General features: G+C 75.6%; 10 protein-coding genes. 3 read left to right on the top strand and 7 right to left on the bottom strand.

What is annotated here, in order from left to right:
• Window positions 1-25: 25 nt before the first annotated feature.
• Both mycP and eccB read right to left on the bottom strand, forming a co-directional pair.
• Window positions 26-1,279, bottom strand: a complete 1,254-nt coding sequence (gene mycP, locus I5Q34_RS07135) for a type VII secretion-associated serine protease mycosin (protein ID WP_199891286.1) — start codon at window positions 1,277-1,279, stop codon at window positions 26-28.
• An 11-nt stretch (window positions 1,280-1,290) separates the two neighbouring features.
• A complete protein-coding gene (eccB, locus tag I5Q34_RS07130) occupies window positions 1,291-2,832 on the bottom strand; it encodes a type VII secretion protein EccB (RefSeq protein ID WP_199891285.1) in 1,542 nt (513 codons plus the stop codon).
• Between the two features lie 274 nt (window positions 2,833-3,106).
• Between eccB and eccE the strand changes: the two genes are divergently transcribed.
• Complete coding sequence (eccE, locus tag I5Q34_RS07125; protein ID WP_199891284.1) at window positions 3,107-4,375, top strand: type VII secretion protein EccE; 1,269 nt, start codon at window positions 3,107-3,109, stop codon at window positions 4,373-4,375.
• Window positions 4,375-5,127 (top strand): hypothetical protein, encoded by a 753-nt coding sequence (locus I5Q34_RS07120; protein WP_234428462.1) that lies wholly within the window; start codon window positions 4,375-4,377, stop codon window positions 5,125-5,127. The genes eccE and I5Q34_RS07120 overlap by 1 nt, the downstream gene beginning before the upstream one ends.
• Window positions 5,128-5,270: 143 nt before the next feature.
• Here the strand turns inward: I5Q34_RS07120 and I5Q34_RS07115 are convergent, their stop codons facing one another.
• Genes I5Q34_RS07115 through I5Q34_RS07105 form a run of 3 tightly spaced genes read right to left on the bottom strand, consistent with a single transcriptional unit; the run spans window position 5,271 to window position 10,676 of the window.
• A complete protein-coding gene (locus I5Q34_RS07115; RefSeq protein WP_199891283.1) occupies window positions 5,271-7,382 on the bottom strand; it encodes a PQQ-binding-like beta-propeller repeat protein in 2,112 nt (703 codons plus the stop codon).
• Window positions 7,383-7,408: 26 nt separating this feature from the next.
• Window positions 7,409-9,646 carry a PQQ-binding-like beta-propeller repeat protein gene (locus tag I5Q34_RS07110; RefSeq protein WP_199891282.1) on the bottom strand — a complete coding sequence of 746 codons (2,238 nt, stop codon included), beginning with the start codon at window positions 9,644-9,646 and terminating at the stop codon, window positions 7,409-7,411.
• A gap of 43 nt (window positions 9,647-9,689) precedes the next feature.
• The gene (locus tag I5Q34_RS07105) at window positions 9,690-10,676 is read right to left on the bottom strand and encodes a serine/threonine protein kinase (protein WP_199891281.1); all 987 of its coding nucleotides are present in this window, start codon (window positions 10,674-10,676) and stop codon (window positions 9,690-9,692) included.
• A gap of 294 nt (window positions 10,677-10,970) precedes the next feature.
• On the opposite strand from I5Q34_RS07105, the gene I5Q34_RS07100 reads away from it, so the two are divergent.
• Complete coding sequence (locus I5Q34_RS07100) at window positions 10,971-13,532, top strand: SCO5717 family growth-regulating ATPase (protein WP_199891280.1); 2,562 nt, start codon at window positions 10,971-10,973, stop codon at window positions 13,530-13,532.
• Between the two features lie 423 nt (window positions 13,533-13,955).
• On the opposite strand, the gene I5Q34_RS07095 is transcribed toward I5Q34_RS07100, so the two are convergent.
• Together I5Q34_RS07095 and I5Q34_RS07090 are read right to left on the bottom strand one after the other, a co-directional pair.
• On the bottom strand, window positions 13,956-14,933 hold the full coding sequence (locus I5Q34_RS07095; RefSeq protein ID WP_199891279.1) for a bifunctional riboflavin kinase/FAD synthetase: 978 nt from the start codon (window positions 14,931-14,933) through the stop codon (window positions 13,956-13,958).
• A 51-nt stretch (window positions 14,934-14,984) separates the two neighbouring features.
• On the bottom strand, window positions 14,985-18,818 hold the full coding sequence (locus I5Q34_RS07090) for a trypsin-like peptidase domain-containing protein (RefSeq protein WP_234428461.1): 3,834 nt from the start codon (window positions 18,816-18,818) through the stop codon (window positions 14,985-14,987).
• Window positions 18,819-18,905 lie beyond the last annotated feature (87 nt).

Raw genomic sequence — 18,905 nt, 5'->3', positions numbered from 1 at the left:
TCAACGAGTCGGCCACGCACAGACCCTACGCCGGGGGTCTGACAACGCCCCTCCGACGCCGGTGGTCCCGCAGCGCGACCGCCGTGCCGGCGATCGCCGCGATCAGCACTCCCGCCGCGATGAGGGCGTACGTGGCAAGGCGTTCGTCGCGTTCCTGCGGCGTCTCGCCGAGTGTGAGCGCGGCCGGTTGGGGCACTTCGCGGCCCGCCGAGACGGCCCGGTCGGGGGTGGGACGGTCGACCGGCTTCTCGTCCTCCGTCAGCGCGCGCACCGGGTCGGCCACGCCCCAGCCGACGAAGTCGTCGCGCCCCTTGACGGCTCTTTCCGCGGTCTGTTCGATCTGCGCGACGACCTGATTCTGTTTCCAGTCGGGGTGTTTGGCGCGCAGCAGAGCTGCGATACCGGCGACGTACGGGGCCGAGAAACTCGTACCGCTGTCGACGCACTGCCCGCCTTTCGGCACGGTCGACACCATTTCGACGCCGGGCGCCGCGACACCGACGAAATCGCCCGACTGGGAAAAGGGGGCGCGTTCGTTGTTGCGGTCGGACGCGGCCACGGCGAGAACGCCCGGATAAGCCGCCGGATAGGTCTTCTTGACCTTTCCGTCGAGCCCGTCGTTTCCGGCGGAGGCGACCACGACGACGTCCGCGCGCAGCGCCTCCCGGACCGCGAGGCCGAGGTCCGACTCGGGGGCCATCGGCTTGGTGGTGTCCTGGGAGATGTTGATGACCTGGGCATGCTGGCGGACGGCGTGCCGGATGGCCGTGGCCAGGGTGCTCGCCTTGCCGGTGCCCTTCTCGTCGTTCTGCCGGATCGGGATGATCGTGGCCTCGGGGGCGAGGCCGACGAAGCCGGTGCCCTCGCGCGGCCGGGCCGCGATGATCCCGGCGACCTTGGTGCCGTGCCCGACCGGGTCCATCGTTCCGTCGGAACGCGCGCCCTTCTCCTTGGGCGCGTTCTTGTCCTTCGGCAGCAGGTCGAGGCCGGCGGACCGGTCGACGGCTCGGGTGAGCTGCGGATTGTCGATGTCGACCCCGGTGTCGATGACCGCGACGCGGACGCCCTTGCCCTTGGTGTCCTGCCACAGCCGGTCGAAGACAACCCGTTGCAGGGCCCACGGCATGCCCGATATCTGCTGCTTCATCGGGAAGGTGCACTCGCCGTCGCCGTCGAGCGACAGCTCGGAGGCGGACGCGGCGGCCATGGGGAGCGAGGCATTCATGGGGAGCGAGGAGAGAAGCGTGAGCAGCGCCACGGCCGCCCTGCGAACTGTCATCTGCGGCCTCATCACGAACTCTGCGGCTGGCTCGCGCTGTTGGCGTCGAGCCGGGGCCCCTTGGGCAGGAACGCGGACCAGTTGTCCGGTACGGGGACGGGCTTGACATCCTTGTAGCCGAGCCGGATCTGCGCCTCGTTGACCTGGGCGGCCCGTTCCTGCGGGTCCTCGGTCCGGCCGTCGTCGCCGATGCCCGAGCGGCCCGCGCTGCTGTCATTGTTGGTCTGGACCGCGTAGCGCAGCCCGGTGTCGGTCACCAGGAAGAGCGAGCCGACGCTGGTCGAGGAGCCGTTGACCTGCCGGTAGAGCAGTCCGCTGCCCGGGGTGACGTACGCGCTGGTGGCGCCGTCCACGATCTGCGCGGGGTAGGTGGACCCGGCCCAGGTGGTGAGCTCGGGGACGCCCTTGCCGTCCACGCCGTGCAGCACGTTGCACACCGTGCGGACGCCGGTGGCCGCGTCGTTGACCTGGGTCGGGACGAGCTTGGGCCAGCCCCGGTCGCCGTAGAACCACTCCTGGGAGGAGGTGAAGGACTGCGGCCCGACCTCGGCGGCCCGGGCGTTCTGGCCCAGCGCCACCGCGTCCGGGCTGGTGAGGAGCAGCCGCGCCACCAGGTCGGAGACGGGCGCGACCCGGCCGGGCAGCACGACGTACTGCTGCATGCCCTTGCCGGCCACGGCCGTGAGGACGGTGCCGACCTTGTCCAGCTGCGGGTCGAGGCTGCCCACGCCGGCCGGGGCGCCGATCTTCCCGGGGAGCCGGGGGAAGGTGATGGCGCCGCCCTCGTGGAGGGTGCCCAGCCAGTCCTTGCTGACCTTCTGCGGCTGGGCGCCCTCGCTGAACAGCGAGCGGCGCAGCACCTGGTCGCGCGCGGAGGGGGCGACGCCGACGGGCGGGCCGATGAGGTGCCGGGTGCCGCCGGGGTCCACGAGGTAGCGATCGCCGGTGGGGCCCTCGACGTACAGGGCTTGTCCGTCGTGGAGTTGGCGGCGGCCGCCGACCTTCGCGGCCTCGCGGTCGGCGAGCAGGAAGACGGCCTTCTGCACGGTCCGGCCGCCGCTGCCGGGCTGTTCGCACACGGCCCAGTTCTTCTGCTTGCCGGCTTCCTTGCCGTCCGGCAGCCGGTCGGGGGCGTAGGGGATGCCCAGGGTGGGGCCGCGCTGGATCCGCCCGCTGTCGAGTTCGGACTCCTCGACCTTGATGACCGAGGACTTCTCGGCCTTGAGGAGGAGCTTCGCGGAGGAGAAGTTGAGCACGGGGTGCAGGCGCTTGGTGCCCTTGGTCTCCAGGACGACATACCGCGTCGTGGACTTGCTGCCCACGATCACGTGCGCCCCCGGCTCCGACCAGCCCGCCGGGGCCTTCGGTTTGAAGATGCCCCAGGCCCCGAAGCCGGCCAGCACGAGGGCGCCGACCACCACGCCGGGCAGCACGGCCCGCAGCGGCCGGGGCGCGGCCTCGTCCGTCCCCGCCGCCGTGGGCTGCAGGAACGCGGCGACCATCCGCTTCCGCGCGAAGGTGTAGGCGTTGAGCTCGTCCCGCCGTGTTGCCATGTGCCGAAGTACTCCCCCTGTCGCCGGGCGCCTCCCGGGCCCGGTCACCGGAACCGGCCTCGGAACCGCCGGCTCCACCGGTCGGATCGTGCCCACGGTCCGCGTTGTCAGACCGGCCCCCTACTATGCCTGTTGACCGTCCGGTCCCGCTGTCCGGGTGCGCCCTCGGCCGGTGGTGGGGGCTCAGATGGTGGCCTGACAGCGGCCTTTCGGCGGTCTTTCGGTAGTTTTCGGTGCTTCGCACCGCTTTACGGACGTGAGGGGGGTTGCGGGTATGGCGTCCGCGGCGCGATCGGGACAGGCCGTCGGCCAGGCCACGGCCCTGCGCCGGCAGTCGGGTCCGGGCCACCTGGGCCCGGTGCGGCTCCAGCAGTTGGTGCTGCTGGAGGTCGCCGCGGCACTGGTGCTCGTCGGGTACGTCGTCGACCCGCTGCTGGCCGCGCCCGCCGGCGGGGTGGCCCTGGTGCTGGCGGTGCTGGCGCTGGCCCGGCGCCGGCAGCGGCCGGTCCCGGAGTGGCTCGGTGCCGTGCTCGCGCTGCGCCGCCGCGCCCGCCGCACGGCGGTGGCCGTCCCGGAGGGCACCGCGCCCGCGCTGACCCCGGTCGTGGAGTGCGATCCGGCGCTGCGCACCGAGTCGTTCACCGATCGTGAGGGCCGCTCCGTCGGCGTCGTCGGAGACGGCACCTTCGTGACCGCCGTCCTCCAGGTGGAGGCGGTGGACGCCCCGTTGCGCCCGCGGCGCACCGACAAGTCCCTGCCGCTGGGGCTGTTGCGGGACGCGATGGACGTGGCGGACGTCCGGCTGGAGTCCGTGCAGGTGGTGCAGAGCGCCCTGCCCTCGCCCGCCCCGCACCTGCCCGCCCAGGCGCTGGCCGCGCGGAACTACGCGCCGCTGCAGGCGCTGACCGGTTCGCCGGCGGTGCGGATGACCTGGATCGCGCTCAAGCTCGACCCCGAGCTGTGCCCGGAGGCCGTGGCGGCCCGGGGCGGCGGGGCGGAGGGTGCGCGGCGCTGTGTGCTGCGCGCGGCGGGGCAGTTGACGAGCCGCCTGCAGAGCGCCGGCTTCCGGGCGACGCTGCTCTCCGAGGACGGGCTGACGACGGCCCTGGCGACCGCCGCCAGCGTCAACCCCGCGGCGACGGCCCAGGCGAGCCTCAACGGCGCGGGGGCCCGGCGCACCGCCGAGACCTCCCGCACCTGGCGCTGCGACGACCGCTGGCACACCACGTACTGGGTGGGCCGCTGGCCGCAGCTGGGCCGGGGCGCCACGTCGCTGCCGCAGCTGGCCGCGCTGCTCACCTCGCTGCCCGCGCTGTCGACGACGATGAGCCTGACGCTCGGCCGCGGCCGGGCACGCGGCGGCAGACAGGCGCCGACGGTCACGGGCCACGTCCGGGTGTGCGGCCGCAGCGCCGACGAGCTGGGCGAGGTCCGGCGCGAGCTGGAGCGGGCGGCACGCGGAGTGAAGGTCGGGCTGGTCCGGCTGGACCACGAGCAGATACCGGGCGTCCTCGCCACGCTGCCACTGGGAGGGACGCGCTGATGGGCAGGCTCATGAACAGGACGGCCACCACCCGGCCGGCCAGGACGGCCGCCGCCCGCCCGGGGTTCGGCCTCATGGGGCCCCGCCGCGAGCGGCACGAGCCGACGCTCGACCACTTCGAGGACCTGGGTCTTCCGGTCGGCGACGACGGGGTGGTCATCGGCACCGACGCCCAGGGCACGCCCGCCGTGCTCGGCCTGGTGCGGCCCGTCCCGTTCGACGTGGTCCTGGTCGGCGGCGCGTGGACGGCGCAGGTCGTCGCGCTGCGCACGGTCGGCGCGGGCGGCCGGGTCGCCGTGGAGAGCGGCCGCCAGCAGCTGTGGACGGCGCTGGCACAGGCGGCCAACACCGGGCAGCAGTCGATCACGCTGCACGATGTCGGCCGGGTGCCACCGCAGGGCCCGTCCGTGCACAGCCCGGTGCTCGTCGTCCGCGACTGCGGCGTGCGCCCTCCGCTGGGCCGGGTGCGGTCCGCGCCCTGGCAGTCGGTGCTGACGCTGCTCCCCTACCCCGGCCCCACGACCGCCCGGCTGATGGAGCGGGCGGACGTGGTCGGCGTCCAGCGGGTGGCACCCGAGGAGGCGGTGCAGATCGGCCGGACGATGGGGCTGCCGCAGGAGGACGTGGAGGCGCTGTCGTCCCTGCCGGACGGGGTGACGCTGTGGTGCACGCGGACGTCGCGCACATACGTCACGACCGCCCCGACGGATCCGGAGGCGGGGTTGCTGGGCGGGGCGCGCCGGATGGACTGAGGCCCACCGGCCGGGCGGCACCGGCCGGTTCGGAGGACGGGTGCCGGCCCGGGAGACTAGCGCCGGTCCGGATAACGGGTGCCAGCCCGGAAGACTAGCGCCGGTCCGGAGGACGGACGCCGGCCCGGAAGACAGACGCCCGTTCAGAAGACAGGCATGGCCGTCAACCGGTTCTGGTGCCAGAGGAAGATCCGGTTGCCGGCGCCCGCGAGCTTCCACTCGGCGATTCCGTCCCGGGTCCAGGTCCAGGCGGGATCCCCGGTGTCCTTGTGCAGGGCCGAGACGCTCTTGCCGTGGCCGACCCAGACGGACCCGCCCTGGACGGCGGCAGGACCGAGTTCGGCGTTCGCTCCGCCGGGCAGCCGCCGGGCCCAGTCGAGGCTCCCGTCGTGCCGGTTGCGGCGGGTGACCTGGTCGCCGTCCGAGGCGTAGAGGGCGTCCCCGTCGAGCACGGGCGAACTCCAGCCTCCGTAGCCCACGTTGACCGGGGTCTCGGCCGCCACGGACCACAGTTCCTTCCCGTCCGTCAGCCGGAGCGCGGTCAGGGTCCGTCCTCCCAGGTGGACGACGCCGCCGGAGACCGCGGGGGCGAGGGCCCTCCGGGGACGCTGGCCGGCCAGCCGCCAGGCCTGGCGTCCGGTGCGGGTGTCCAGGGCCACGACGTCGCCGTCGAAACCGGACAGCACCAGACGCCCGTCGGCGGCCACGCCGCGGGCCGAGTCCTGGGAGTAGGTCTTCACCGGCATGCGCACGGACCACCGGACGCTGCGCGAGGACAGGTCGAACGCGACGATCTCCTCCTGGTCACTGGTCCGCCCCGTGGTGAAGTAGACGGCGGTGCCGTCCGTGGCGATCACGGCGATCACCCGGATGTCGTCACTCCACTTCTCCCGTCCGGTGGCGCTGTCGAGCACCAGCAGCCGGCCTTGCGCTCCGGGCGCCTTGCCTCCGGTGGCGACGAGCCCGCCGGGCAGCAGCACGGAGCCCGAGCGGGGCTGGCTCTCGACGCCCCACCTGCGCTGCCCGTCGGCGACCCGGAACGCGGCGAGGCCGTCGCTGTCCGGCATCAGGACGAGGTCACGGTCGGGCAGGGGCAGCGGCGGCGGGGCCAGGATGGCGACATCGACCGGTCCCCACAGGGGCTGCGGCGCCTCGCCCTCGCGGTAGCCGTCGGCGGTCAGGCGCTTGGCGTCCCACGGCCGCGGTACGGGCGTGTCCTCCTTCTCCCGCGGCCCCTTGCCGCCCCCGTCCTCGCGCAGCAGCCACCAGGCTCCCCCGCCCGCGGCGGCCAGCGCCGCGGTGCCGCCCGCCGCGAGTCCGGCGACGAAGCGGCGCCGGCTCGGGGCGGGCGCCCCGTCCGGCACCCCCGTGTGGGTGGCCAGCCTGCGGGCGGCCCGCTCGCGTTCGGCGATGGCGTCGGCCAACGGGCCGCGCCGCCAGGCCCGTTCGGCCCCCTTCGGCGGGGCGAAGGCGGCGGCGACCGCGTCCGGGACAGGGCGCTGCGCGGGGTCCTTGGCGAGGCAGGGCGCGACGAGGGCGTGCAGCGCCGGGGTCAGGCCGGTCAGGTCGGGCTCCCCGTGCACGACCTGGTACTGCACGGCGGCCACGTGGGCCCCGTCGTAGGCGCGGCGGCCGCTCGCCGCGTAGACCAGGACGGCGCCGAGCGAGAAGACGTCACCGGGCGGTCCGACCCGCTGCCCCAGCGTCTGCTCGGGCGCGCCGTAGCCGGGGGTGACGGGGATGGCGCCGGTGGTGGTGAGGGTGAGGCCGTGCTCGGGGCGGGCGATGCCGAAGTCGATGACGCGCGGGCCCTGCGAAGTGAGCACGATGTTGGAGGGTTTGAGGTCGCGGTGCACGAGCCCGGTGGCGTGGATGTCGCGCAGGGTGCGGGCGAGGGCCGCGCCGAGCGCGCGCACGGCCGGTTCGCCGAGGGGCCCGTGCCGCTCGACGGCCTCGTCCAGCGTGGGGCCGGCCAGGAACTCGGTGGCGATCCACGGGCGTCCGCCCTCCGTCCACGCCCCCAGGACGCGGGCGACGCCCGGCCCGGTCACCGCGCGGGCGGCCTGTGCCTCGCGGACGAACCGCTGGGCCATGTGCGCGTCATGGGCGAGTTCGGGGCGCAGCACCTTGACGGCGCTGGTGCGCCCCGCACCGTCGCGGCCGAGGTAAACCTTGCCCATGCCGCCCTCGCCGAGGACGCCGAGGAGCCGGTAGGGGCCGAGGCGGAGGGGGTCGCCGGTGCCGAGGGGGTTCATGGGGAAGTGGTCTTTCCGCTGGTGTATCAGGTGAGGGGGATGGCGCAGACGAGGTCGCCGCTCGTCCAGACGAGGGTTCCGGCGCGCGGGTGGGCGGTGAGCGGGGCGTCCACCCGGCCCGGGACGTCCATCCGCCAGGCGATCCGGTGGCTGCGCAGATCGATGGCGACGACGGCGTCGTGGGCGCCGTCCGTCGCGTGGACGTAGAGGTGTGCGCGCCCGACGACCGGGGGCATGGTGAGGCCGGGCGGCAGGTCGGGGAAGGCCGTCTCCCACAGCAGCTTCCCGGTGTCGGCGGCGAGGGCGACGATGCCGCGGGTGCCCTCCACCACGTAGACGACGCCGTCGCCGAACACGGGCCGGCCGTAGGATCGGGCGCCCTTGGGGACGCCCCTCCCCTTGTCACGGCCGGGGCCGAACCGCCATGCCTCCTTGCCGTCGGCGACGGTGACGGCGACCAGTTCCGTGATGCCGTAGTAGACGCGCCGGCCGTCCGTCGCGAGCTCTCCGTCGCGCAGGGCGGTACTGACGTCGCTCCGCTGCCGGGGGAAGGTCCACTCCCACTCGTTCTCGCCGTTCGTGATCCGGCGGGACTTGAGGAAGTTCATGGGCTCCAGGGGGACCTGGCCGGTGTAGACGAGGTGGTCGCCGAAGACGGCACCGGTGAAGCCGAAGGTCGAACTCCCGGGCACGTAGCCCGCCTTGAACTCCTTGCGCCAGCGCTCCTTGCCGGTGCGGAGGTCGAGGGCCAGGAAGTGCCACGGGCTCTTGTCCCGCTCGTTCCCCTTGCGGGCGACCACATAGATCACCCCGTTCCGGGCGGCCAGCGGCTCGGCGCCCGTGAAGGCCGACGAGAAGTCGTGGAGCTTCTCGGTGAGGGCGTCCAGGCCGCCGTCCTCCGGCCTGACGCCGAAGATCCTCAGCCCCATGGAGTCGATGCCGTCGGGGGCGTAGGTGTAGATCCGTTTGCCGTCCGTGGTGAACTCGTGCGACTGCAGGATGCGGGTCGTCCAGCGCTTCGTGCCGGTCTTCGCCTCGAAGGCGGTGATGCCCTTGCTGCCCTTGACCGCGATCAGCCCGTCGAGGGGCACGGGCGGGCAGCCGGCGTCGCTGTGTTCCACCTCGGCCCACCACACGGCTTTGGACGGAACGCCGGACGGACGGCTGCGGCCCGCCGGCTTCGACTTCGGCTTCGGTCCGTCATCCCCGCCCCGGCCGCCCCACCGGGCCCAGGCTCCGCCGCCGGCCGCCGCGAGCGCGAGCGCCGAACCGCCGCCCAGGGCGAGCAGCTTGCGCCGGGACGGCCCGGACGACGGCCGGGCCGCCGGGGCGGTCGAGGCGTCCGCGAACTCCTGGGGCACCGGGAGCCGGTGGGGCCGTACGCGCCAGACCTCGGTCGCGCGCGCGGCGATGTCCGCGAGGAGCGCGGCGGGCAGGGCGTCGGCGAACGCGTCCTCGTCCTCCTCGCCGGCGAGCAGCCCGGTCAGTTCGGCGGTCCCGGGGCGGCGGTTGGGGTCCTTGTCGAGGCAGCGGGCGAGCAGCGGCGCCAGCGCCTCGGGCGCCCCGGACAGGTCGGGCTCCGCGTAGCGCACCCGGTAGAGCAGGTCGGCGGCCTGCCCGCCGCCGAACGGGCCGTGGCCGGTGGCGGCGAAGAGCAGGACGCCGGCGAGGGCGAACACGTCGCCGGCGGAGGTGTGCTCGCCGCCGGCCGCCTGCTCCGGGGACATGAAGGCGGGGGTGCCGGCCGCGGTGCCGGTGCGGGTCAGCCGGTCGTCGCCGACGGCCCGCGCGATGCCGAAGTCGATGAGCTTCGGGCCGGTGGTGGTGACCAGGACGTTGGACGGCTTGAGGTCGCGGTGCACCACGTCCGAGCCGTGCAACTGGCCGAGCGCCCGGGCGAGTACGGTGCCCAGCGCCCGTACGGTGCGCTCGGGCAGCGGGCCGCACAGCCCCACGGCCTCGTCCAGCGGTGGGCCCAGCACGTACTCGGTGGCCAGCCACGGCACCGGCGCGAACGGGTCGGCGTCCACGACCGCGGCGCCGTACCGGCCGCCGATCACCCGGGCCGCGTCCGCCTCCAGCCGGAACCGGGTGCGGAACGCCTCGTCGGCGGCGTAGCGCGGGTGCACGGTCTTGAGCGCGACCGTGCGGCCGCCGGCGGAGCGGGCGAGGTAGACCGTGCCCATGCCGCCGCCGCCCAGCCGGGCGACGAGCCGGTGGGCACCCAGCGTCTGGGGGTCGTCGTGGGTGAGGGGAAAGGGCATGGGAGGTCTGTCCGGGGTGAGAAGAAGGGAATGAACGTGGCGGTCAGGCCGTCGGCGCCGGCTCGGCGGCGAGCAGTTCGGCGGACTGCCGGACGAGAGCGGCGACGACCCGGGCGGGCAGCCAGCCGGGGGTCAGGAGGGCGGCCGCCCTGCCCGGCCCGCCGTCGAGGACGGTCGGACGCGGGGTTCCGGGCGACGAGTCGGGATCGAACGCGGCGGGCGCGGGCCCGAAGCCGGCGGACGCGGCGGGCACGGCAGGCACGACCGGCACGGCAGGCACGACCGGCCCCGCCAACTCGTCCCGCAATGACCCGATATGGGGCCTACGACCCGGATCCCTCGACAGGCAGGCCGGGATGACGGCCCGCAGGCCCTCGGGGATCTCGTCCCGCTCGGGAACGGTGTGCCCGGTCGCCGCGTACGCCAGGACGGCGCCCAGCGCGAACACGTCGCCCGGCGGCAGCGGTGCGTCCCCCGCGAGCAGTTCCGGGGCCACGGCCCCCGGGGCGAGGCCCGCCCGTCGTTCCGGGACCACCGCGCGCAGGGCGCCGTAGCAGGTGAGCAGCGGGCCGTCGGCCCTCAGCAGGACGGCCGCCGGGGAGAGGCCGGCGTGCGCGGCGCCCGTCGCGTGCACGGCGGCGAGGGCCTCGGCGAGCGCGGCGCCCAGCGCGCGGACCGTGCCCTCCGGCAGCGGACCGCCGTGCGCGGCGAGCGCCGCGGGCAGTGGGAGGCCCGGCAGGTAGGGGACCGTGTACCAGGGGTCAGGGTCCGCCCGTACGTCGTCCACGGTGGCGGTCCAGGGCCCGAACAGCCGCCGGGCGGCGTCCGCTTCCGCGCGGAAGCGGAGAGGGTCGGCGTCCTGCGACGGCAGGCAGGCCAGGACCGTACGGTCGCCCTCCGGGCTCCGTGCGACGAAGCGGCGCCCGGCGAACGGCGCGGCGGCGTGCGCGGCGCCCGTCGCGGCGTCGAACCGGGTCACGACGGCGTACGGGCCGATCCACCGGGGATCCCCCCGGTGCAGCGGTTCCATGTTTCGGCAACTCCCCCGTTGCTGTGGAAAACAGGTGCATGAGCCTACCCATGCGTCAAACCGGGGTTGACGGCGCCCGTTGTCCGGCCGCTCGGGCCGGGACCCGGTTCCGGTCGAGCGGGCCTGCCGCAGTGCTACGGATGACGATTAGTCTTGATGACCGTACGCATGGAGAACCCGACGCCGGGGGCCCGCAGCGTGACGCATGGGGAAACCGGGCGGCGGGGACCACGGGAACGGTCCGCGCCGGCAGGCGATTCCGCCAGGCGCCGGACCACACCAGCAGGAGGCATTGTGAGCAGCGATCGGGACGAGATCCGCGCGGCCGGGACCACAGCCGGCGAGAACCGGTCCGACGCCGACCACGAGCAGGACCAGGAGCAGGAGCACACGGGCGAGTTCACCATCGACTACACGCCGCCCGCGTGGTACGTCCAGACGACGCCGTCCGCGGCGACGCCCCCGCCTCCTCCGGCCGCGCCTCCGGCGGAGGCGCCGGCGCCCCCGGCCGCTCCGGCGGATGCCGCCCCGCCGCCCGCCGAGGAGCCGGCGTCCGCCGGCGAGAAGACGCCCGGCACGATGCGGTTCTCCGCGGCCGCGTTGCGGGACGAGATCACCGCTCGCGCACCGGAGCCCGATGAAACCGACAAGTCGCCTGAAACGTCCGGGGGTCCGGAGGCGGATCCCCAGGACGGCGACGAGCGGGAGGACGACGGCCGGCTGCGCGGCGAGGGGACGATGCGGTTCTCCCCCGCGTCCCTGCAAAACCGCGCCGGGACGGCGGCGGGCGGCGAGACGGACGCGCCGTCCGAGTCCCCCGACGCGCCCAACGCGTCCACCGAGTCCTGGAGTCCGCCGTCGGCCCCGCCCTCGTCCCTGCCGCCGCTCCCGCCCAATTTCCAGCCCGCGACGCCGCCGGAGGGCAACGCCTCCGCCGCGCCGTGGCAGCCGGGCGTCAACCCGGCGCCCGCGCCGGGTGGTTACGGCACGCCCGCTCCGGCTCCGGGGGCGGAGCAGGGTGCCCCCGCCCTCCCGGCGTACGGGGCGACGCCCGCCGCGCCCGCCCCGCAGCCGCCCGCTCCCCAGCCGCCGGCCGCGCAGGGCGACTTCGCGCTGCCGCCCGCGGGTCGGCCCGCGCCTCCGGCGCTGCCGCCGGCCGCGCCCCAGGGGGCGTACGGCTTCCCGGCGCCCGCCGGGGAGGGTGCGCCCGCGCCCGTACAGCCGGGGGCGCAGGGCGGTTACGGGGCGCCGGGCAACTCGGCGCAGCCGGCGGGTGAGGCGCCGAATGCCGCTGCTCCGCAGGGCGGTTACGGCACTCCCGCGCGGCCGGCCGCTCCGGCTCCGGCGGACGCCGGTACGGGGATCCCCCGACCCGCCGGGGCACCCGCACCGAACGCAGCCCTCCCGCAGGGGGATTACGGCACCCCAGCCGCCCCGGCCGCCCCACCCGCTCCGGGCGAGGCCGGAACGGGCAGCACTCCGCAGAGCGGATACGGGTTCCCCCGTCCCGCCGAGGGCACCCCGGGCGTGCCGCAGGGCGGGTACGGTTTTCCACACCCCGTCGGGGACGGCGCGTCGGCGCAGCCCCCCGCGCTTCCCGGTGCGTACGCGCCACAGCCACAGCCACAGCAGGGGCCGGGCGCGCTGCCCCCGGCCGAGGCGCCCGCCGCCGAGGTGCCGCCCGCCGGTCCCGTGGACCCGCGGGCCGGTGGCTGGCCGACCGTGACGCCCGAGCAGCGCCAGCGCTCCGTGCACGGGGCGCCGCTGGGGTACACGGCCGCCGTGGAGCTGTCCTCGGAGCGGCTGCTCAAGAGCAAGCCCAAGCCGCGGAAGCAGAGTTCGGGCCGGTTCAAGTTCGGCGGCAAGAAGGAGGAGGCGGAGCGGCAGCGCAAGCTGGAGACGATCCGCACGCCCGTCCTGTCCTGCTACCGCATCGCGGTCATCAGCCTCAAGGGCGGCGTCGGCAAGACCACGACCACCACCGCCCTCGGCGCGACCCTCGCCAACGAGCGGCAGGACAAGATCCTCGCGATCGACGCCAACCCGGACGCGGGCACGCTCGGGCGCCGGGTGCGGCGCGAGACGGGCGCGACCATCCGTGACCTGGTGCAGGCCATTCCCGGCCTCAACAGCTACATGGACATCCGCCGTTACACCTCGCAGGCGCCGTCCGGGCTGGAGATCATCGCCAACGACGTGGACCCGGCGGTGTCGACCACGTTCAACGACGAGGACTACCGGCGGGCCATAGACGTCCTCGGCCGTCAGTACCCGATCATCCTGACGGACTCCGGGACGGGACTGCTCTACAGCGCGATGCGCGGGGTCCTGGACCTCGCGGACCAGCTGATCATCGTCTCCACCCCGTCCGTGGACGGCGCGAGCAGCGCGAGCACCACGCTCGACTGGCTCTCGGCGCACGGGTACGCCGAGTTGGTGGGGCGCAGCCTCACGGTCATCTCGGGGGTCCGGGAGACCGGCAAGATGATCAAGGTGGAGGACATCGTCTCCCACTTCGAGACCCGGTGCCGGGGCGTGGTCGTGGTGCCGTTCGACGAGCACCTGGCGGCCGGGGCCGAGCTGGACCTGGAGATGATGCGGCCGAAGACGCGGGAGTCGTACTTCACGCTGGCCGCGATGGTGGCGGAGGACTTCGTCCGGGCCCAGCAGCAGCAGGGGCTGTGGGGGGCGGGCGGAGGGCCGGCGCCGGTTCCTCATGCGGCGCCGGGTCCGGTGCCGGGTGGTTACGGGCAGCCGCAGCCGCCGGCTCAGCCGATGCCGGGGGCGGTGCCGCCGCAGCCGGGGGGTTACAACCCGTACGGGGGTTGGCAGCAGCCGCAGCCGCCGCAGGGGTGAGTGGTGGGCGGGGGTGGGGAGTTGTACGCCCCGGACCCTCCCTCAGAGGGGGCACCCCCACTTTCACCGTTTCTTCCGGGGCTCCGCCCTCTAGATCCCTGAAGCGCCCTTCGGGCGCTGTCCTCAAACGCCGGACGGGCTGGATCAGCCTGTCCGGCGTTTGAGGACGAGCGGCGGAGCCGCGATGAGGGGTCCGGGGCAGAGCCCCGAAACGGGGCCCAGGGGCGGAGCCCCGGTGGGGGTGCAGGGGGCGGAGCCCCCGCTCACCGCGCGAAGCGCGGTGTCGGGCCCGGGGGCCCGCCCCGGAAGAAACGGTGAAAGGGAGGGTCCGGGGCACATCCAATTCCCGCCCACCCACCGCGGCGCACCCCCGGGCCGAACCCACCCACGGAGGCCCCCGCAGAGCCCTCACCAGACGCGCTCTCAGCGCGCCCCGCGCGCCCCGCGCGCAGCCACCAACTCCCGCGCCCGCTTCACGTCATCAGCCATCCGCTCCAGCAACGCCTCGACGGAGTCGAACTTCTCCATCCCCCGCAGATACGCCAGAAAATCGACCGCGACATGCAGCCCGTACAGATCGAGGTCCACGCGATCGATCGCGTACGCCTCCACCGTCCGCTCCGTCGCGTCGAACTGCACGTTCGTGCCGACCGAGATCGCCGCCGGCATCGACTCGCCCCCCACCACCAGCCACCCGGCGTACACCCCGTCCGCCGGAATCGCCGTGTGCGGCAGCGTCTCAAGGTTCGCCGTCGGGAAGCCCAGCTCGCGCCCGCGCTGCGCGCCGCGGACCACGATGCCCTCGACCCGGTGCGGGTGGCCGAGGACCTCCATCGCGCCCTCGACGTCGCCCTCGGCGACGAGCCGACGCGTAAGAGTGGAGGAGAACGGCAACGCCTCCCCGCCCTCGTCGGCACCCCCCTCACCGGTCAGCTTGAGACCGACGACCTCGACGCCGTAGTCGTACGTCGCGCCGAGCTCCTCCAGCAGGGCCACGTTCCCCGCCGCCCGGTGGCCGAAGCGGAAGTTCGGCCCCTCGACGACCAGCTTCGCGTGCAGCTTGTCGACCAGCACCTTGACCACGAAGTCGGCCGCGGGCAGCTTGGAGAACTCCGCCGTGAAGGGGAGCACCAGCACCGCGTCCACGCCCAGCTCCGCGAGCAGCTCGGCCCGCCGGTGGTGGGGGGCCAGCAGCGGCGGGTGGCTGCCCGGCCGCACGACCTCCATGGGGTGCGGGTCGAAGGTCACCACGACCGACGGCACCCCCAGCTCGCGCGCCCGCTCCACCGCACGACCGATGATCACCTGGTGCCCGCGGTGGACACCGTCGTACGAGCCGATGGTGACGACGCTGCGCCCCCAGTCCTGGGGGATGTCCTCCAAGCCACGCCAGCGCTGCACTGTGCCCGCTCCTCGCCCGAACCCGAACTCTTGTCTGTCGATTACGCAGGTCTAAGAGTGCCATGCCGGTTGCCGGCGGTCCGCATCGGCCGGGGTTCCAGGGCTCCCGCCCACGAGGTCCGCGCCCTCCCGCGCGCCCCCGGCGGTCAGCCGGACCCGCGCGCCGGGGCCCAGGAAGGGCGCCCACTCGGCGGGGGCGGTCGCCAGCCACCTGCGCAGCCGGGCGCCGAAGACCGGGACCTCGCGGGCGAGCTGGACGAGCCGCCGGTCGAAGTGGGCCGCGCCCTCGGTGGTGCGGGTCATCAGCAGGCCGGTGCGGAGCACCAGTTCCCGGGTGCGGATGTCGGCCCGCTCGGCCACGCCCTCGGCCAGGGCGCGCAGCAGGGCGTCGGCGACGGTGAGGTCCTGCTCGTCCGTCTCCTGTTCCTCCCGCTCCAGCAGCACCTCCAGCAGCTCGCGCCGCAGGGCGCGGGAGACCGGCGTCCCGGGCGCGGCGAGCACCGGGGCGAGGCCCCGCCGGACCTGTGCGGGCCGGGTGCGCAGCATGTGGCTGACGAGCGGGAAGAGGACGGCGCGGGCGGCGGAGCCCTCCTCCAGCCGGTGGTCGATGAAGGCCGCCACGTGCGGGGCGTTGTCGGGCCGGTGCTCGACGTGCTCGCGGACGAGCGAGGCCGCCCGGCGGGCGAGCGCCGGGTTGGTGATCCGGGCGAGGGTGCGCAGCACGTCCCCCGGGGCCTCGCCGGGCTGGTAGAGCCGGGCCCGGAAGGCGGCGAGGACGGGCTCGGGGTGGGTGGACAGGGCGGCGGCCAGCGCGTCGGCCGGCACGTTCGGGTCGCCCGCGGTGAACCGGGCGATGGCCTCGGCCAGGTGCTTGGCCCGGGTCTGCCGGTCGCGGACGAGCACGGCGAGGGCCGTGCCGTGCAGGGCGCCCTCGGCGGGGCGGGCGAGCAGGGCGAGCGCGGAGTAGCGCAGCAGCTCGCGGTCGGCGTCGCTGGTGACGTGGGCCACGGCCTTGAGCCCGTACGCGGCGGCGGCGACGTGCAGTTCGACGCGGTCGTCGTGGGCCCAGCGGTCGACCGCCCGGCACAGCGCGGAGGGCTCGTCCTCGGCGAGGGCGGCCAGCAGCTCGTCGGCGCGCGGGTGCGCGGCGCCGACGAGGGCATCGGTGAGGTCGTCGACGGCGCGCCGGCGGTGGGTGTGGAGCAGGGCCTGCGCGGCGGTGGCGACGGTGGGCGCGGCGAACTCGCCGTCGGCGTCCGGCGCGGTGAGCAGCGGGCGGTCGTCGGCGAACCAGCGGCAGATCAGGGGTTGGGCGGTGCAGGGGTTGTCGCCGAGGAGGGCGGCCGCGGCCGGCAGGAAGCGGTCCGTCGGCGCCGGCTGGGGCGCCGTGCCGGCCGCGCCGGGTGGCGGCCCGTCGGCGGGGACGAGCAGCCGCAGCAGGTCGAGGCGGTCGGCGAGGCCGAGCGGCAGCTGGAGCCAGAAGGCCGGGCCGAACCGGGTGAGGCCGCCCAGGGCGGCGGTGTCGCCGCTGTCGAAGCCGCCGGCGGAGCGCGCGCAGGCGGTGACGCGCTCGGCGAGGAGGCGGAGGACGGGGAGGTAGCCGGTGGCGTCGGGGACCCGGAGCAGCGTCTCGCGCAGCAGGTGCGCGGCCCACCAGGTGGGGTCGGGGAGCGGGCCGGGGCCGTTCCCGGGGACCGAGAGCGTCTCCACGGCGTGCACCAGGGCGGTCATGCGGCGGGAGAGCTCGGTGGGGCCCGAGCGGCGGCCGAGGAGCAGGAGGGCCTGGAGGACGGGGCCGACGCGGTGCCGCGGGACGGGCAGCGGGGTGGGCTGCGCCTCCCGGGCGGCACCGCGTTTGCCCCGGCGCCTGGGGGGCGTGCGGGAACCGGGCGGGGGCGGGACATGGCCCTCGGACACGGGGGCGGGCTCGCCGCCGCGCCGGGAGGGCAGCCGGACGACGGCCTCGGCGGGCGGGCCCTCGGGCTCGTACCAGCGGTGGACCAGGGCGTGCAGGGCGGCGTCGAGATCGAGGTGCGTGCCGTGTAGCCAGTCGGCGAACTCCTCGTGGGCGAAGCGGTAGCCACTGCCGGCCGGGACGAGCAGCCCCTCGGTGAGGACGGCGGAGGCCCAGCCGGTGCGCCAGGGGAAGAGCTGCTCGAACGTTTCTCGTTCCAGCTCGCCCTGGCCGGGCCCCAGGCACTGCCGGGCCGCCTCGTGGACCTGCCCGGCCACCTTGGCGGCCAGCCGGCGGACGGCGGTGCCGCGCAGCGGGGGCCGCCGGGCGGCGGCCAGCCGGACCGCGATCCGCAGGCAGACGAGGTCGAGGTGGGCGGCGAAGACGTCCCAGCGGTCGGGGGCATCGTCCCCGGCCGCGCCCTCCGCGCCGTCCGGGAGGGCCGCGCGGACCTCGGCGAGCAGCCGCAGGGCCAGCGGGTGGCCGGCGTCGGCGGGGGCGAGGGCGTCGGCGGGGACGCCGTAGGAGGCGCGGACCTCCCCGGCGAGGTCGGGGGTGAGCCCGGCGATCCGGACGCAGGGCGGGAGGGAGGCCGGGACCGCGGCGGTGATCGCGGGGCTGCCGGTGCCCAGGGCGGTGACCGCGGAGCGCAGGGCCCCGGGCGGGAAGAGGGCGCCGGCGGTCTCCCAGTGCTCGGGGCGGCAGGCGACGACCATCCGGGTGCCGGTCCGCTCCAGCCAGTGCGCGGACGCCTCGGTCCAGGCGGGCAGCGCGTGGGCGAGCAGCGGCGGCATCTCCTCGGGGCCGTCGAGGAGGATCAGCAGGGGCCGTCCCACCCGGTGGCCGAGCTCCGCGACGGCCTCGGGGGTGGCGGTGGAGGTGTCGCCGACGGTGCTGCCGGGGCCGGCCGAGGCGGTGACGATGCGGCCCGCGGCCTTCAGCGCCCGCTCGACGGCGTCGCGCACGCTCACGTCGTCCGCGCGCAGGTCGGCGCCGCGCAGCCAGAGCGTGGGGGCGGGCTCGGCGCCGCGCGAGCGCCGGGCGGCGAGCGCGCCGAGCTCGGTCGTCCGGCCCGTGCCGGGCTCGCCGACCAGGCCGAGGACGTAGGGCGGGACGTCGGCGGCGCTCTCCCCCGCGCGGGTCAGCACGCGCCCGTCCGGCTCCCGCGACCCGGCCAGGAAGTGGGCGAACTCCCGCACCATTTCCGGCCGTTCGACGGGCTCGCGCCAGGTGCGGGGGGTGACCACGGAGCCGAGCGAGGTGCCGGTGAGCTGGAGCGCCCCCGCGAGGTTGAGGTCGCGGCCCCACGCGGGGACGGTCGCCGCGTTCCGCTCCAGGATCCCGGCGAGCGGGCCGCCGGGGTCGGTGGCGGCCGTGACCCGCAGCGGGATCGCGAAGCCGCCGGCCCGGCGCTCGGAGTGCAGCGCGGTACCGAGGACGGCGACCACCGCTCCGGTGCGCGTGTCCAGCACGGGCCCGCCGGTGGCCTCCTCGCCGAGCCGCAGCGGGGTCCGCTCGGGGAGGGAGAGCTCCAGGGCGGTGCCGAGGAGGTGGAAGCGGTCGGTGGCGGTGTAGGTCACCAGGGGGTCGCCGACGACGCGGGCGTCGTGCCAGCGGCCGGCGCGCAGCCGGACCGAGGTACCGGTCGCGACCTCGGGGGCCGCGGCGACGGCCAGCGGCGGGACGCTCAGCCCCTCGGTGCGGACGATCGCCAGGTCGCACTCGGGCAGCGGGGTGACGGCGTCGGCCCCGACGATCACGGTGCGGTCCCCGGCGGCGTGCAGGACCAGGCAGGCCAGGCCGTCCACGGCCTCGTGGCTGGTGATCAGGGTGGAGCGGTCGTCGACGGCGAAGCCCGTCCCGCGCCGCCGCCCCGCCAGGTCCCTGATGCGCACCAAGGACTCGTCAGCATCGGTCCGCCGACCGCTCATCCGCCGAACCTCCCCGCCGTACGCCCGACACGCAGTACCGAGGCCCGCCGCGCGTTGCCGGTCCACCGCGCCCCGCGGGCCCGTGGT

Origin of the sequence: Streptomyces sp. AV19, assembly GCF_015999245.1 — a bacterium.
GTDB lineage: Bacteria > Actinomycetota > Actinomycetes > Streptomycetales > Streptomycetaceae > Streptomyces.
The sequence above is the reverse complement of the archived record's forward strand: the minus strand, read 5'-3'. Positions and strand labels throughout refer to the sequence as shown.